General features: G+C 47.7%; 19 protein-coding genes and 1 tRNA gene. 12 read left to right on the plus strand and 8 right to left on the minus strand.

Features of this window, described 5'->3' with window-relative positions:
• Positions 1–64 precede the first annotated feature (64 nt).
• Both metF and iscX read right to left on the minus strand, forming a co-directional pair.
• On the minus strand, positions 65–946 hold the full coding sequence (gene metF / locus ACTHSN_RS00080) for a methylenetetrahydrofolate reductase (protein ID WP_049323818.1): 882 nt from the start codon (positions 944–946) through the stop codon (positions 65–67).
• 171 nt (positions 947–1,117) lie between these two features.
• Complete coding sequence (iscX, locus tag ACTHSN_RS00085) at positions 1,118–1,315, minus strand: Fe-S cluster assembly protein IscX (RefSeq protein ID WP_003682097.1); 198 nt, start codon at positions 1,313–1,315, stop codon at positions 1,118–1,120.
• Between the two features lie 312 nt (positions 1,316–1,627).
• Here iscX and ACTHSN_RS00090 point away from each other — a divergent pair, with 312 nt between their 5' ends.
• Positions 1,628–2,248: a hypothetical protein gene (locus tag ACTHSN_RS00090; protein ID WP_440364983.1), complete on the plus strand. Its 621-nt coding sequence runs from the start codon at positions 1,628–1,630 to the stop codon at positions 2,246–2,248.
• Positions 2,249–2,323: 75 nt separating this feature from the next.
• On the opposite strand, the gene fdx is transcribed toward ACTHSN_RS00090, so the two are convergent.
• From fdx to hscA, 3 genes are all read right to left on the minus strand, one after another.
• Positions 2,324–2,665 carry an ISC system 2Fe-2S type ferredoxin gene (fdx, locus tag ACTHSN_RS00095; RefSeq protein WP_003686005.1) on the minus strand — a complete coding sequence of 114 codons (342 nt, stop codon included), beginning with the start codon at positions 2,663–2,665 and terminating at the stop codon, positions 2,324–2,326.
• A gap of 92 nt (positions 2,666–2,757) precedes the next feature.
• Entirely contained in the window at positions 2,758–3,120 is a 363-nt protein-coding gene (locus ACTHSN_RS00100) for a TIGR02328 family protein (RefSeq protein WP_440364984.1), read from the minus strand.
• A 78-nt stretch (positions 3,121–3,198) separates the two neighbouring features.
• Entirely contained in the window at positions 3,199–5,058 is a 1,860-nt protein-coding gene (gene hscA / locus ACTHSN_RS00105) for a Fe-S protein assembly chaperone HscA (RefSeq protein ID WP_440364985.1), read from the minus strand.
• 245 nt (positions 5,059–5,303) lie between these two features.
• On the opposite strand from hscA, the gene rpsF reads away from it, so the two are divergent.
• The 5 genes from rpsF to mltB all read left to right on the plus strand — a co-directional run bounded on the left by rpsF (position 5,304) and on the right by mltB (position 7,967).
• Positions 5,304–5,675, plus strand: a complete 372-nt coding sequence (rpsF, locus tag ACTHSN_RS00110; protein WP_003686150.1) for a 30S ribosomal protein S6 — start codon at positions 5,304–5,306, stop codon at positions 5,673–5,675.
• The gene (gene priB / locus ACTHSN_RS00115; protein WP_440365025.1) at positions 5,672–5,974 is read left to right on the plus strand and encodes a primosomal replication protein N; all 303 of its coding nucleotides are present in this window, start codon (positions 5,672–5,674) and stop codon (positions 5,972–5,974) included. The genes rpsF and priB overlap by 4 nt, the downstream gene beginning before the upstream one ends.
• A 6-nt stretch (positions 5,975–5,980) precedes the next feature.
• A complete protein-coding gene (gene rpsR, locus ACTHSN_RS00120) occupies positions 5,981–6,211 on the plus strand; it encodes a 30S ribosomal protein S18 (protein WP_003678863.1) in 231 nt (76 codons plus the stop codon).
• A 16-nt stretch (positions 6,212–6,227) separates the two neighbouring features.
• On the plus strand, positions 6,228–6,680 hold the full coding sequence (gene rplI / locus ACTHSN_RS00125) for a 50S ribosomal protein L9 (RefSeq protein WP_003678862.1): 453 nt from the start codon (positions 6,228–6,230) through the stop codon (positions 6,678–6,680).
• A 207-nt stretch (positions 6,681–6,887) separates the two neighbouring features.
• A complete protein-coding gene (gene mltB / locus ACTHSN_RS00130) occupies positions 6,888–7,967 on the plus strand; it encodes a lytic murein transglycosylase B (protein ID WP_070461317.1) in 1,080 nt (359 codons plus the stop codon).
• Between the two features lie 60 nt (positions 7,968–8,027).
• Here mltB and ACTHSN_RS00135 read toward each other — a convergent pair whose 3' ends face one another.
• Positions 8,028–8,741 (minus strand): aldose epimerase family protein, encoded by a 714-nt coding sequence (locus ACTHSN_RS00135; protein WP_070461503.1) that lies wholly within the window; start codon positions 8,739–8,741, stop codon positions 8,028–8,030.
• Between the two features lie 198 nt (positions 8,742–8,939).
• Here ACTHSN_RS00135 and dnaX point away from each other — a divergent pair, with 198 nt between their 5' ends.
• Both dnaX and ACTHSN_RS00145 read left to right on the plus strand, forming a co-directional pair.
• Positions 8,940–10,931, plus strand: coding sequence for a DNA polymerase III subunit gamma/tau (gene dnaX, locus ACTHSN_RS00140; protein WP_107792444.1), 1,992 nt, complete (start codon positions 8,940–8,942; stop codon positions 10,929–10,931).
• Between the two features lie 90 nt (positions 10,932–11,021).
• Positions 11,022–11,357, plus strand: a complete 336-nt coding sequence (locus ACTHSN_RS00145; RefSeq protein ID WP_003678854.1) for a YbaB/EbfC family nucleoid-associated protein — start codon at positions 11,022–11,024, stop codon at positions 11,355–11,357.
• Positions 11,358–11,506: 149 nt separating this feature from the next.
• Here ACTHSN_RS00145 and ACTHSN_RS00150 read toward each other — a convergent pair.
• Positions 11,507–11,582, minus strand: a tRNA-Asn gene (locus ACTHSN_RS00150).
• 139 nt (positions 11,583–11,721) lie between these two features.
• Positions 11,722–12,207 (minus strand): NemA protein, encoded by a 486-nt coding sequence (locus ACTHSN_RS00155; protein WP_293194735.1) that lies wholly within the window; start codon positions 12,205–12,207, stop codon positions 11,722–11,724.
• A 180-nt stretch (positions 12,208–12,387) separates the two neighbouring features.
• On the opposite strand from ACTHSN_RS00155, the gene dapF reads away from it, so the two are divergent.
• From dapF to ACTHSN_RS00175, 4 genes are all read left to right on the plus strand, one after another.
• Positions 12,388–13,239, plus strand: coding sequence for a diaminopimelate epimerase (dapF, locus tag ACTHSN_RS00160; protein ID WP_440364986.1), 852 nt, complete (start codon positions 12,388–12,390; stop codon positions 13,237–13,239).
• Positions 13,236–13,838 carry a hypothetical protein gene (locus tag ACTHSN_RS00165; RefSeq protein WP_440364987.1) on the plus strand — a complete coding sequence of 201 codons (603 nt, stop codon included), beginning with the start codon at positions 13,236–13,238 and terminating at the stop codon, positions 13,836–13,838. Before dapF ends, ACTHSN_RS00165 begins: the two co-directional genes overlap by 4 nt.
• A gap of 106 nt (positions 13,839–13,944) precedes the next feature.
• Positions 13,945–14,877 (plus strand): cysteine synthase A, encoded by a 933-nt coding sequence (gene cysK / locus ACTHSN_RS00170; RefSeq protein ID WP_440364988.1) that lies wholly within the window; start codon positions 13,945–13,947, stop codon positions 14,875–14,877.
• 154 nt (positions 14,878–15,031) lie between these two features.
• Positions 15,032–15,532, plus strand: coding sequence for a membrane lipoprotein lipid attachment site-containing protein (locus ACTHSN_RS00175; RefSeq protein ID WP_371444493.1), 501 nt, complete (start codon positions 15,032–15,034; stop codon positions 15,530–15,532).
• Positions 15,533–15,614: the final 82 nt, after the last annotated feature.

Consider the following 15,614-nt stretch of genomic DNA (forward strand, 5'->3'; position numbering starts at 1 on the left):
AATCAGGCCGGTATGGCCTGAATGTTCGATATTGTAAATCAGAATGGGGAGGCCGTCTGTTTTATTAACGGGGGCGTACACCCAAAATATGGCAGATGGCGTAAGTCAGTTCGCTGCGGTTGAGGGTGTAGAAGTGGAAGTCTTTGACACCTTCGCGAGAGAGGACTTTGACCATGTCGATGGCGATGCTGGCGGCAACAAGGTTGCGCGTGCCTTGGTCGTCATCCAAACCTTCGTACATTTTAGACAGCCAGCTTGGGATTTTGACATTGGTCACTTGGGCCATTTTGGTCAATTGCTTGAAATTGGTTACAGGCAGGATGCCGGGAACGATTTCAACGTCGATGCCCATCATCACGCAACGGTCGCGGAAGCGCAGATAGCTTTCCACGTCAAAGAAGAATTGGGTGATAACGTGGTTTGCACCCGCATCGATTTTGCGTTTCAGATTGATCAAGTCGGCTTGGGCGGATTTGGCTTCCGGGTGCACCTCTGGATAGGCCGCTACGGAAATATCAAAGTCGGCCACGGAGCGCAACAGTTTGACCAAATCTTCGGCATAGAAAGGTTTTTTCTCGTAGCCGGGCGGCTCGTCGCCACGTAGGGCAACAATACGGCGGATACCGCTGTCCCAATAGTCTTTGGCAATTTGACGCAACTCGTCAGGGCTGGCATCGATACCGGTCAGGTGGGGGGCGGCGTCAAGGCCGGTTTCTTGTTTGATGCGTTTGACGATACTGTGTGTGCGATCGCGTTCGCCGGAGTTTGCACCGTAGGTTACGGAAACGAATTTCGGATGCAAGGTTTGCAGGCGATGGATGGAATCCCATAGCATAGTTTCCATTTGTTCGTTTTTCGGCGGGAAAAATTCGAACGAAACATTGATGTCGCCTTTCAAATCAGAAAGGCTGTTGTTTAAAGCAGCGATTTCTCGAGCGTGATTCATGCTTATGCACCTTCTGCATATCTTTTATTTGTTGTCAGACTGCATAATAAATTTGAGGTCAGTATGAGTCAATTTCGAAATTTTCCGAAATTGTATGAATAGATTTAATAAAGACCTCAGGCCGTCTAAAAAACAGCCTGAGGTCTTGTTTGATAGGGAAGGGGGTAAAGATTATTCTGCTTCATCTATCCATGCTTGTTGCACGGCTTCAAGAATACGCTCGCCGCAACGCGCAGGATCATCGTCAAATTCAGGCAAAGCCATAATCAGATCACGCAGTTGGGTAAAGCGTACGGTTTTCGGATCGATGCTGTCGCCGTGTAAGTCGTAGAGTTCTTCGGCGATGCGTTGGGTATCTGTCCATTTCATGATGTGTTCCTTTATTGGGTTTGGGCTATTAGTAATTATTTTAATCAAGAAGAAGTCGGACTGCCAGATTGTTTTACGGAAGATGGGCAGATAAATAATGATGTTATTTTTTAACAAAATAGCATATTTGCGTTAAAATACGGCAAAACACTTAAAAACTTACGGCATATTCTCTTTGAATCTGCTGTTTTGCACTTTCTATTCCGTTTTGAATGATTTGGTTTTCGTGCAAAATTTACATTTAGCTATGCAACCAAATTTTTTGGAATAGCTCTTAAGAAAATCCATCGCTTAAAAATAAAAGGAAAAAAGATGAATAACGCACTCAACGCCAAATTGTCCAAACTGATTTACGCGCTTGCTTCCGATGATCCGGAGTATCTGTCTAAAGCAGGCGCATTTGACCGTTTGCTGTTGTTGGTTCGCGAATTTTATCGGATGCTGGACGAAACAGAAGGTTTGAAGCAGCTGGTGTTCCGTCTGTATTACGGCAAGCACTATGGCTTAATTAAACTGGATGCCGCTTCACCTAATGACGATGTAGGCGCATTGAGGTTGAAACGTTGGATGGTTTATTCGCGGATCGCAGAGCGTATCGAAAAGTGCGGCAAGCATTTGTCGGTCGTGCTTGAAGATGCGGTGTTGGAAAATGGCGCAAACAAATCTCATTATATAGATGAAGCCAATGCCATTATCGAGCGTTTCGGTTTGGTAAGGGATGAGGCTGCACTCTCGGCCATCGAGGCAGAGGAAGCGTTGAAAACAGAGCAAGAGTTGCAGGCGACAAGCGAGCCTCAAAAATCTGCTCCTAAGCATCACGGCAATCTGCATCAAATCAGAATTCAAGAAAAAATCGAAAATTATTCTGCTACTCAGAAAGTGGCTGCCATGCAGATTTCCCGTATGCGTTTTATTTTTCCTCATATCGAATAGTTTGGGAAGTAACCAAAAGGCCGTCTGAAACCATAACCACATGGTTTCAGACGGCCTTTTTCATTAAACCTTGTTTTAATGGTCTTCACGCGCGTGGTTGATGGTGTATTTGGGGATTTCGACCACCAAGTCTTCATCGGCAACCACCGCCTGACAGCTCAAGCGTGAATCAGCTTCCAAGCCCCATGCCTGGTCGAGCAGGTCTTCTTCCAATTCGGTCGGTTCTTCCAAGCTGTCGAAGCCTTTGCGGATAATCACGTGGCAGGTGGTACAGGCGCAGGATTTTTCGCAGGCGTGATCGACTTCGATATCATGGTCGAGCAGTACGTCAAGGACGGTTTGGCCTTCCGGTGCATCTTCGATAACCGCGCCTTCGGGGCATAATGTCGCGTGTGGGAGTACGGTAATTTTTGGCATTTTTATTGTCTCGGTTGTTTAAGAGTGGTTGTGGTTAATGTGGTTTCAGACGGCCTTGGGTATTCAATATTCAGGCCGTCTGAAAAATGGGTTTATAACATGATGCCTTTACTTCTTAAATTTTCCAGACATTCGTCCAAGTAGGCATCATCATGTTCGGCATAAATCGGCGAAGTAGCTGTTTCAGTCGCGTGCGAATGGTATGGGGCAACGACTTTGCCGCGATATAGCGGGTCTTTCCATAAAACGTCAGGCTTGTAGCCGCGCTTTTCCATCTCTTCCATAATCAGTGCGTGATACAGATAGAGCTTGTAAGGCGAATGGATGAAGACATAATTCACCGTCGCGTGCGGCCTGCCCCAGCCCGCCCCGCGTAAAGCGGCGCATTCACGGTGTTGCCCCAAAAGCTGGGCGCGGGGGAGTAGGGGAATAAGGGTTTGATGCCAGAGTCTCATAAAAGAAATCGTTTCGGTTTTTGGATATTAGATAGACGACCTTTGTATCTTTCGAGGCCGTCTGAAACTGTTTAGGCATCAAATATTATCAACGCTTTGACCTGTCAGCGCACGTTGGATGTTGCGGTTCATGCGCTTGGCGGCGAAGTTGTCGGTGCTGTGGCTGAGTTTGGCGACGGCGGCACGGATGTCTTCGGCTTTGCCGTCTTTCAGACGGCCTTGCAAAGCGGCGATGTCTTGTTGAATCTGTTGCAATTCTTCGGCTTCCAATAAATCGCTGTCCAACTCAAGGGCGGCGTTGACAGCGTCGGTCAGGCTTTCGGCTTCGACTACGGCTTCGGCGCGTGCGCGTGCGGCCATGTCTTCGGCGGCGTTGCTCATGCTGTCTTTGAGCATTTGGGTGATGGTGCCGTCGTCTAAGCCGTAGGAAGGTTTAACTTCGATTTGCGCCTGTACGCCGGTGCTTTGCTCTTGTGCAGAAACGGACAGCAAACCGTCGGCATCAACTTGGAAGGTCACGCGGATACGCGCTGCGCCTGCTGCCATGGGCGGAATACCGCGCAGGGTAAATTTGGCAAGGCTGCGGCAGTCGGAAACAAGTTCGCGCTCGCCTTGAACGACGTGTATCGTCATGGCAGTTTGACCGTCTTTGAAAGTGGTAAAGTCCTGCGCGCGCGCGGTAGGAATGGTGGAGTTGCGCGGGATAATTTTTTCGGCAAGACCGCCGTAGGTTTCCAGACCAAGCGACAAAGGTGTAACGTCAAGCAGCAGCCATTCGCCGTCGGTTTTGTTACCTGCAAGGACATTTGCCTGTATGGCGGCACCGAGTGCGACCACTTCGTCAGGGTTGAGATTGTTCAGCGGAGTTTGTCCGAAGAAGGTGGCGACCGCTTGTTGGACATGCAGCATACGGGTAGAGCCGCCGACCATAATCACGCCCTTGACATCGGCCTTGGTTACGCCGGCATCTTTCAAAGCCTGTTTGACGGGTTCGATGGTTTTTTGTACCAGATTTTGGGTCAGGTTGTGAAACTCTTGGCGGGTAATGACGGTATGAATTTTATGGCCGTCTGAAAGTGTGGTTTCGATGACGGCTTCGGTTTGAGTGGTCAGTTTTTCTTTTGCGGTACGAACAAGGGAAAGCAGAAGTTGGCTGTCTTGTTCGTTGAGTTTGGAGAGGTCGTTTTGTTCGAGCAGGTAGCAGAACAAACGATGATCGAAATCGTCGCCGCCCAATGCGCTGTTGCCGCCGGTGGCTTTCACTTCAAACAGGCCTTTGGTCAGTTGCAATACGGATACGTCGAATGTGCCGCCGCCCAAGTCATAAACGACAAACGTGCCTTCTGATGCGTTATCCAGTCCGTAGGCGATTGCGGCGGCAGTCGGCTCGTTGAGGAGGCGTAATACATTTAAGCCTGCCAAGCGTGCGGCATCTTTGGTGGCTTGACGTTGGGCATCGTCAAAATAGGCGGGTACGGTAATGACGGCACCGACCAAATCTCCGCCTAATGTTTCTTCAGCACGCGATTTGAGGGCTTTGAGGATTTCTGCCGATACTTCGATAGGCGTTTTTGCACCTTGACGGGTGTTTAACTCGACCACGCGCTCATTGGGTGTAAATCGATAGGGCAGGTATTGCGCCTCTTGTGCGAGGTCGGTAAGGGTGCGGCCGATCAGGCGTTTGGCAGAGCTGATGGTATTTAGCGGATCGGTTTTTTGGGCGGAAAGGGCGTTTTTGCCGACTTCAACTTCGCCATCCAAATAACGGACAACTGAAGGCAGGGTGGCGCGGCCGTCTGAATCGGGCAGGCAGACTGCGCTGCCGCTGCGGACGGTGGCAACCAAGCTGTTGGTTGTGCCTAAATCAATGCCTACGGCGAGGCGGTGTTGATGGGGGGCGGCGGACATGCCGGGTTCTGAAATCTGCAAAAGAGCCATGATTGTGTGCCTTTTGATGCTGTATTTATTAGGATGGGGCAGATTTTAGCAGATTTTTGGCAGATAGTTGAGTGGATTGCTAGGAAATAACCATAAGGCCTAATGTTGTTTTTTGATTGAAAAGAAAGTGGATTTTGAATCCGGACTTGTATTTTTTAAGAAATGCGGATAAAATTCAGCCTCTTTGCCTTGCCTTTTACTTCGCATGGTGAAAGGCTGTTTTTAATCATCCATAAGGAGATAACATGCGTCATTACGAGATCGTGTTTATCGTTCATCCTGATCAAAGCGAGCAAGTGCCTGCTATGGTTGAGCGTTACAAAACCATGATTACTGAAGCCAGCGGTAAAATCCACCGTTTGGAAGACTGGGGCCGTCGTCAATTGGCTTACCCAATCAACAAAATCCACAAAGCACACTATGTTTTGATGAATATCGAAACTACTCCTGAAGTGGTTGAAGAGTTGGAAACTGCTTTCCGCTTCAATGATGCCGTACTGCGTCACCTGACCATCAAAACAAAACACGCTGTAACTGAAGCTTCCCCAATGCTGGGCGGCGAAAAAGCAAAAAACTTGCTGAACGGTGCAGCTGAAGAAGTTGCAGCAGCCGAATAAGATTGGACAATCTGATTAAGCTTACCGCCCGTATCTTGCAGGTTCAGCCTTTGAGATATACGCCGGCAGGAATTCCTGTTTTAGATATTGTGTTGCAACATGAATCTTGGCAGGAAGAAAACGGACAGAAATGTCTGGTCAAATTTGAAATTCCTGCGCGGATTTTAGGTAAGCAGGCTGAGGAATGGCAGTATCGGCAAGATGCCGTCATCGAGTCGGAAGGTTTTTTGGCGCAACGTAGCCAACGCTTCCCCAAGCCGGTACTACGCATACAGAACATTAAAGAATATAAAGGTTAAACGACAATGGCTCGTCAATCATTCAAACGTAGAAAATTCTGCCGCTTTACGGCTGAAAAAATCCAAGAAGTTGATTACAAACAAGTTGATTTGTTGAAAGACTTCATCTCTGAAAACGGCAAAATCATCCCTGCCCGCATTACTGGTACTAAAGCACACTACCAACGTCAGTTGGCTACTGCTGTGAAACGTGCCCGTTTCCTGGCTCTGTTGCCTTACACCGATCAACACAAATAATTTTGGAGTTTAAATCATGCAAATTATTCTGTTAGAAAAAATCGGCGGTCTGGGTAACTTGGGTGACATCGTAACCGTTAAAAACGGTTACGCACGCAACTTCCTGATCCCTGCCGGTAAAGCAAAACGTGCAACCGAAGCCAACATGAAAGAATTCGAAGCACGCCGCGCTGAATTGGAAGCCAAACAAGCTGAAATCTTGGCTGATGCTAAAGCACGTCAAGAAAAACTGGAAGGCCAAACCATTACTGTTGCTCAAAAAGCCGGTGTTGATGGTCGTCTGTTCGGCTCTGTTACCAATGCTGACATCGCTGAAGCAATTGTTGCTGCCGGTATCCAAGCTGCTAAAGCAAACGTACGTCTGCCTAACGGCCCATTGAAAGCTGTTGGCGAATACGAAGTTGAAGTGGCTCTGCACACTGACGCTGTTGCTAAAATTACCGTTGCTGTTGTTGCAGCCGCTGAGTAATTGATTCATTCAAGGCCGTCTGAAAATCAAGGGTTTCCTTGGATTTCAGACGGCCTTGTCTATGTGCTTGAGTCGAAGCAAATAGGTACCGAGTTTCTATATTTTTTGGCTGATTAAAAAGATGGCAGTTGGCATAGAGAGATGATGTGTTGGACGAATATTCTTTCGTATTCGGATTTATCATAGTATTTAATAAAGAGATTATTTATGAATAAAATCAAAATCTTTGGGATGGGTCTGGCTGCTTTGGCTCTAGCTTCATGTAGTACCCCGCAAAAGCCTGCTGTCGATACAGCGAAACCTGTTGAGCCTGTTTCTTCTGCAAAACGCCCTGTATTTGATGCAGCGGCTGAATCTGTTGCCAGCAGCGGTTTTAATGAGAACGTCAATGTTCAGCAGTTTATCCAATATGAAGTAAAAAACCGCCGTTTCAGTGCGGAAGAGTTGCGCAATTTCTTTAATGGCGTGGTGTATAAAGGCAACATTATTACCATTATGTACCGCCCAAGCACTTCGCGTCCTTGGTATGAATTCCGCACCGGTAACTCTGGTGCAGCCAAATTTAACGGCGGCAGACAATTCTATGCGGCAAACCGTGCCGTAATCGATGATGTGGCACGCAAATACGGCGTACCTGCCGAATTGATTGTGGCGATTCTCGGTATCGAAACCAATTACGGCAAAAATACGGGTAGCTTCCGCGTTGCCGATGCCTTGAGTACATTGGCCTTTGATTATCCACGCCGTGCCGAGTTCTTCCAAAACGAGTTGAGCGAACTTTTGCAGATGGCAAAAGAAGAAAAAGAAAATATCTTTGACTTCAAAGGCAGCTATGCCGGTGCGATGGGTATGCCGCAATTTATGCCTTCAAGCTACCGTAAATGGGCGGTGGACTATGATGGTGATGGTCATCGCGATATTTGGAATAATGTCGGCGATGTGGCGGCTTCTGTCGCCAATTATATGAAACAGCATGGCTGGCAGACCGGCGGTAAGATGGTTGTGCCGGTAAGTCTGACGATTACTCCGCACTTGCAGGCGATTATCGATGAGAAAACTGCCTTGACGCGCACTGTCGCAGATTTCAAAGCTTTGGGTGTCGTGCCTCAAGCTGCTGTTGCGGATAATGAAAAGGCTGTATTGTATGCTTTGGAAACCAGCCCGGGCGTATTTGAATACTATTTGGGCCTGAATAACTTCTACACTGTATGGCAATACAACCACAGCCGCATGTATGTAACAGCGGTACGCGATATTGCGAATGCAATCAATAACAATGGCCTGTAAGCCATAAGAAAACCACCCATTTGGGTGGTTTTTAAGTATTTGGGGCTTTTACAGAACATTTTAAGCCATCAGTTTGATTTTCATGGCGTAACGTTTTTTGCTGTGCCCTGAAACAAACTGTCCGCCTTTTGCAGGGGATAAAAACGCATTGCCTTCTGCGGTTGGTTCTGCACAAGTATATTGGCCGTTTCTATCGCTCCAGAGGGCATACACAGGCAGATTGTGGGTGCGGATATCCAGTTTCAAGCCGTTAAATGCAACGTGTGCATCCTGGTCGGAGGAAACAAATTCGGTATGGGAGATATAGTCGGCATCGTATGGCGCGCCGTTGAAATCAAATTGTGTACCTGCGGCGGTAAAGTAGGGGTGGAATCCCGGAGACGTGCGGACGGGCGATTCGCCGTAATTGCAGACAGTTAGGATGGCGATGGCTTCATTTTCGTTAGGCAGACTGTAATCAAGCAACCATTCGACGTGTTCATAGCCTTTTTCTGTGCTGATTAATTTCAAGCCGATATCCGATTCATTTTGATGGCGGATTTCCCAGTCTGAAGTTCTGCCGAAACCATGTTGAGCTAGATGATTTTTGCTGTCCGGTCCGAATTGGGGTAAGCAGACGTGCATGCCGCCGCGTAATTTTGTATCATCGCCCACGTGGACGCTGGTTTTCGGAAACAAGACTTCCCGTCCTTTTAGAATCAGGGAGTCAATATATCCGCCCATTGTATTGACTTGCATAGTGGCTGATTGGTTGCGTAGTATGATTTCAGGCATAATGATTTTAGCTTCAAATTGTTTATCATTTGTGTGGCATTCTAACATTGCGATGACATGCTGTCGCTGCCAGCTTGATAGAAAATCCTTAATAAAAATCAAAAAAATGCTAGAATATATGCCATTTTCTGAGGCCGTCTGAAGAGCGGATAATTCTTTTCAGACGGCCTTCCGATTTATTTCCCGTAGAGAAACAACATGGCTTATCAAGTTCTTGCACGAAAATGGCGTCCGAAAACCTTTGCCGATTTGGTCGGTCAGGAACACGTCGTCAAAGCCCTGCGCAACGCGCTGGACGAAGGCCGTCTGCACCATGCCTATCTGCTGACAGGGACGCGCGGTGTGGGCAAGACCACGATTGCCAGGATTTTGGCCAAGAGCTTGAACTGCGAAAATGCCGTGCATGGCGAGCCGTGCGGTCAGTGTGAAAGCTGTACGCAAATCGACAGCGGCCGTTATGTGGACTTATTGGAAATCGACGCGGCATCGAATACCGGCATCGATAATATCCGCGAAGTATTGGAAAATGCGCAATACGCACCGACTGCGGGTAAATACAAAGTCTATATCATCGACGAAGTGCATATGCTTTCCAAAAGCGCGTTCAATGCCATGCTGAAGACTTTGGAAGAACCGCCTGAACACGTTAAATTCATTTTGGCGACCACCGATCCGCATAAAGTCCCCATTACCGTATTGAGCCGCTGTTTGCAGTTTGTTTTGCGCAACATGACAACCCAACAGGTTGCCGAGCATTTGGCACATGTCTTGGACCGTGAAAACGTTCCTTATCAGCCGCAGGCTTTGCAGCTTTTGGGACGTGCCGCCGCCGGTTCGATGCGCGATGCGTTGAGCCTTTTGGATCAGGCGATTGCCATGGGTTCGGGTAAAGTTGCCGAACAAGATGTCCGCCAGATGATCGGAGCGGTCGATAAACAATATTTGTTTGAATTGCTTGAAGGAATCATCAATCAAAACGGTGAGGCCTTGCTGGAAAAGGCTCAGGAAATGTCCGCCAGAGCGATTGGTTTTGACAGCGCCTTGGCAGAATTGGCTATGTTGTTGCAACGTTTGGCTTTGATTCAAACCATTCCTTCTGCCTTGGCAAATGACGACCCTGAGCGTGAAACTTTGCTGCGATTAAGTCAGGCTTTGAGTGGCGAGCAGGTTCAGCTTTATTATCAATGTGCTATTCATGGTAAACAGGATTTGCCGCTGGCTCCGGACGAGTATGCCGGTTTTGTCATGACGCTTTTGCGCATACTTGCATTTGCGCCGTTGGCTGCTTCGGGTTGCGATACGCAAAGTCAGATTGAACACACGGATTTGCATTCCGACCATCAGAAAGCTGAGGCCGAAAAAAAGCCTTTTCAGCTGCCGAAATCTGAACCGATAGCAGCACCGGTGGTTGAGAAAGAGGCTGTTCCGACCAAACAGGATATCGTTGAAAGGCCGTCTGAAGAAACTATTCAGTCTGCTCAACAACAGACGGATGTACCGCCTTGGGAAGACATGCCGAGCCAAGTATCGGCTGAGCCGCCTCAAATTCAAGCGGCGCAGAAGCAAGAAGCTGCGGAGCCATTGCCTGTTGCAAAAGTTCAGACGGCCCCTGAGCTGGAAGAATATCCGCACATGGATGAGGAAATTCCGCCTCCGTATTTTGATGAAGCATATACATATGAAGATTCGCATCATGCTGATGTGATGGAAGTACCACAGCCGGTTGTGTCTGAAGAAGAGGAGGGAGATGAAGAAGAGCTTCAGTTCGCTCCTTTGCCTGAGTTTAAAACTGAGAATTGGCACAGCATTATCGAACGCTTTGCCCGTAAATTAGGCGCGGCGCAGATGTTAGCGCAAAATGCGGCATGGACGAGTTATGATGCGGAAGCAGGTTTAATCATGCTGTCGTTGACGGATGAGGCCAAAGCTACTGCCAATAAAGAGCGCTTGGACAAAATCTGCCAGACGTTGAGCGAGGCTTACCATCTTGGCAATTTAAGGCTGCAAACTGAGCCTTGGCAGGATGATAAAGGCTGGGAAACGCCGGTGATGCGCCGCAAACGTATTCAAGAAGAAGGGCGGCAGCAGGCGCAAGATTTGCTGGAAGCGGATACAACGGCGCAGAAAATCTTGCAAACCTTTGAAGCGCAATGGCTGCCGGATTCTTTAGAGTTGGCAGGACATTCTTAAAATACTGATATACAAGGCCGTCTGAAAGGCAATAGCGTTTTTCAGACGGCATGAGTGAAACCCATTTATTCAAACCCATAGGAGTAAAACATGTTCGGAAAAGCCGGATTAGGCGGCCTGATGAAACAGGCTCAACAAATGCAGGAAAACATGAAAAAGGCACAAGCCAAGCTGGCTGAAACCGAAGTTGAAGGTGAAGCAGGCAATGGTTTGGTGAAAGTTGTGATGACGTGTTCGCATGTTGTCCGCAAACTTGAAATCAGCCCTGATTTGATTCAAGAAGCCGCTGACGACAAAGAAATGCTGGAAGATTTGGTATTGGCCGCCATTAATGCCGCTTCTGAAAAAGCCGAAGAAACCACCAACAAAACCATGGGTGCATTCACCCAAGGCCTGCCTGCCGGTATGGGCGATTTCTTCCGTTGATTTAAAAATAAATAAAAGGCCGTCTGAAGCCAGATTTGGGTTTCAGACGGCCTTTTTTATTATGAGGACTCATGGGCTTTCTTTGGGAAAGAACAATCGTTCCTTATTGATGTAAAAAAGCCTGAACAGAAGTTCAGGCTTTTTAAATTTGGCTCCCCGACCTGGGCTCGAACCAGGGACCTGCGGATTAACAGTCCGTCGCTCTACCGACTGAGCTATCGGGGAATGGGGCGTATTATAATGGCTGGAAAAAATGTGTCAATCCATATTTTCAAGAAAATGGTGCAAAATATTTCAAATGTTTGAATGTTAAAAATATTTTGTAATCAAGTTTCACATGCTTCCCAGCTGTTTCAGACGGCCTTTAGTATTTGGCGTTAACCAATTTGCCATTTTGGAACACTTGCTGCTGCATCACGGTGCCGTTGTAGGCGTAAGTGGTCAGCGAGCCGTTGCTTGGCGTGGCGCGGAACTGCATCAGTTGGTTGCGGCTGAGGACATAGGGATCGGTGCGTTTTTGGCTGTTGTCGCTGTAAAAGTCTTGGACGACATATTCGTTGTTACGTTTGCTGATCAGTTGGCGATGGAAGCCGCCTTTGACTGCACTGTTGCTGGGTGTGCCGTGTGCATCGAAATAGGTCACGATTTGTTCTTCTGAGATACGGATGCCGTCCGAATCCGTGCCTTTGGTGGTTTTGTCCAAGCCAACAGGGATGTTGATGGATGTGCCCAGGCCGACATGGCGGCCGATGCTGGTGCCGACGCCTAAGCCGACGGAAACACCTGGCGTGCCGACTGTACATGCGCTGAGTAAAGCTGCCAAAAGGGCTGGTAAGAGAACTTTTTTCATAATGTGTATCCTTGTAATAAGAAATGTTTGTAATGTGGGAAGTATAGTATTTTTGCGGGATGGCTGGTGTTAGTATTGGTAAAAGGGCGCAAGGCCGTCTGAAAAACAAGATAGAAACGAATATATCATTCTGGTGTAGAATGTGCCGAAATAATGATTTAATAAGAATGTGAATGAATAATGAAAACTTTGAAATTTACGAAGATGCACGGCTTGGGCAATGATTTTATGGTGGTCAATGCCATCGAGCAGGACTTTGATCCGTTGGCTGCGCCGCTTGCCCAATGGGCAGACCGCTATCGCGGCGTGGGTTTTGATCAGTTTTTGGTAGTGGAGAAGCCTTCTTCTGATGCGGTCGATTTTCGGTACCGCATTTTCAATGCCGATGGTCGGGAAGTAGAGCAGTGCGGCAATGGAGCGCGTTGTTTTGCGCGTTTTGTCGCGGATAAGGGTTTGACGGATAAAACGGAAATTTTGGTCGAAACGGCCAAAGGGATTATTGTGCCGAAGCTGTTGGATAACGGTTTGGTTACCGTCAATATGGGTAAACCGCGTTTCATGCCGTCTGAAATTCCGTTTGTGCCTGCACATGGTGAAAATGAAGATGCGTTGACACATATTGTCTTGGTCGGTTTGGAGTCTGTACCGGTAAGCTGTGTGAATATGGGTAATCCTCATGCAGTAATTTTGGTTGATAATGTTGAAACCGCACCGGTGGAGCATTGGGGCAGCACTATTGAATCGCACGAGCAGTTCCCTGAACGGGTCAATGTCGGCTTTTTGCAGGTCGAAGATGAATTGTCAGTTCGCCTGCGCGTGTTTGAACGTGGGGTGGGGGAAACTCAGGCTTGCGGCACTGGAGCGTGTGCGGCCGTGGTGGCCGGCGTGCGCAATGGCTTGCTGAAAGCGGGTGTGCCTGTGCGTGTTACTTTGCCTGGCGGCGAATTGTTTATCAGTTGGGAAGAAGGCGGCGATGTGCAAATGACCGGCCCTGCTGAAACCGTTTTTGAAGGCGAGTTGCAGTATTCATGATGGTTTCTTTGGATTTTTGGTTTGCCGTCGCGTATGCTGCGGTATCGTTGGCATTTATTTTTCGCGCACAGCGGTTTCAATGGCTTTGGGCTACGGTGTTATTGTGGCTGGGGATTTCGGCACTGGGCGCACGCTTTTTGCCCGGGATGTGGGGTTTTACGCATACGGGCCCTTTGTTCATCCCTCATTTTTATCTGACAATTGCCAGTATTTTCTTCTTTATTGATGACTGCAGTAAAACGGAAGACAAAAAGTTTTGGTCGGCAGGCGAATATGCCGGTTTGACCTTATTTGCGGTTTCCAATGTCGTCATGACTTTGGCTTTTGTTTTCTTGGCAGGCGTGGTTTATTTCATCTTGCCGCTGGCAGGCTCGGTTTTTGCATGGGTGGCCTTGTTGAAAATTTATGCCTTGAAACCGATTTATTGGTTTGTCTTGCAGGGCGTGTTGATGCTGGTGTTTTATCTGCACCGTGTGGTTGTTTGCAAGCAGTCTGCCTCTCTTTTCAGTATGCGGCAGATGTGGGCAGGCTGGATGGTTGCCGTCGTGATGCAGGCTGTGGTTGCCGTTGCATTGATTTTTGAGCGCAGTGGATATTGACCGCGCTTGAACCAAAAGTTATAAAGAAAGAAATTTTCGATATTGGTTTTTCAGACGGCCTGAGTTTAATATGCAGGCTGTATTACATCTAAATCAGGAGCAGGAAATGAAAATTGCAAATAATATTACCGAGCTGATCGGCAACACACCTCTGGTGAAATTAAACCGTCTGACCGAAGGTTTGAAAGCGCAAATTGCCGTTAAACTTGAATTTTTCAATCCGGGTAGCAGCGTGAAAGACCGTATTGCCGAATCTATGATTGAAGCGGCCGAGCAAGCCGGTAAAATCAATAAAGATACCGTTATCGTTGAGGCAACCAGTGGCAATACCGGTATCGGTTTGGCCATGGTGTGCGCGGCCCGCGGTTATAAATTGGCCATCACTATGCCTGAAAGCATGAGTAAAGAACGCAAAATGCTGCTGCGTGCGTTTGGTGCTGAATTGATTTTGACTCCTGCTGCCGAAGGCATGGCAGGCGCTATTGCCAAAGCCCAATCTTTAGTGGACGAACATCCGGGCACTTATTTCATGCCGCGCCAATTTGATAATGAGGCCAATCCTGAAGTTCACCGTAAAACCACTGCCGAAGAGATTTGGCGCGATACAGACGGTAAAGTGGATATTTTCGTGGCCGGTGTGGGTACGGGCGGTACGATTACCGGTGTGGGCGAAGTGTTGAAAAAATACAAACCCGAAGTTCAAATCGTGGCCGTCGAGCCTGAAGCTTCTCCGGTATTGAGTGGTGGCGAAAAAGGCCCGCATCCGATTCAAGGTTTGGGCGCAGGCTTTATCCCCAGTGTTTTGAATACGGCTATTTACGACAGCATTGTCAAAGTACCTAACGAAGCAGCGTTTGAAACTGCGCGCGCTATGGCTGAAAAAGAAGGCATTTTGGTAGGTATTTCTTCCGGTGCTGCGGTATGGAGCGCATTGCAACTGGCTAAAAAACCTGAAAACGAAGGCAAGCTGATTGTTGTCTTGTTGCCATCGTATGGCGAACGCTATCTTTCTACGCCTCTGTTTGCCGATTTGGCATAATATAGGATTGTTGTTAAAAGGCCGTTTTCAGACGGCCTTTTTTGCGTATGGGCTTGAGATATCATATGAAATCTGTTGTAATTCAGTTAATGAGCTTTGAATACCGTTATTCAAAAGTTGGTTTCTTCAACGAATCATGCTTATAATGCGCATTATGAAAAAATACATTCTTCCTATCCTTGCTGTGGCGGCACTTGCCGGTTGTGAATCGATTTATGTTCCAACATTGAAAGAAGTGCCAGTTCGACCAACCAACGTCAAGAAACCTAAGGCTGATTCACAAGTTTCAGCTACCGGTTATCATTTGGCTCCTTCGCATTGGGCAGATGTTTCCAAGATTCATGATGAAGCACGTCGCTTGAGTACCCAAGTGAGCCAAGGTAGTCTGACCAAAGTCCAGGCTGCCCAATATTTGAACCGCTTCCGTATCCAACAAGTGGGACGCAACTCCGTCGATGACAGTATGTACGAAGTTTATCTGCGTTCTGCCGTTGACAGCCAACGTGGTGAAATTACTACCGAGCAATCCAAACAGTACATTCAAGGTGCTTTGCGCGGTTGGCAGCAACGTTGGAAGAACATGGATACCAAGCCAAGCAATCCTGCGTTTACCAATTTCCTGATGGAAGTTATGGGTATGCAGCCTTTGAAATAAAAAAGTCATAAACTGAGAAGGCCGTCTGAATATTCAGACGGCCTTCTTTTTGTATTTATATATGTGTAGTCGAATTGTATCC

Source organism: Neisseria sp. P0009.S010, assembly GCF_051958545.1.
In the GTDB taxonomy this organism is placed as follows: Bacteria; Pseudomonadota; Gammaproteobacteria; order Burkholderiales; family Neisseriaceae; genus Neisseria; species Neisseria subflava_A.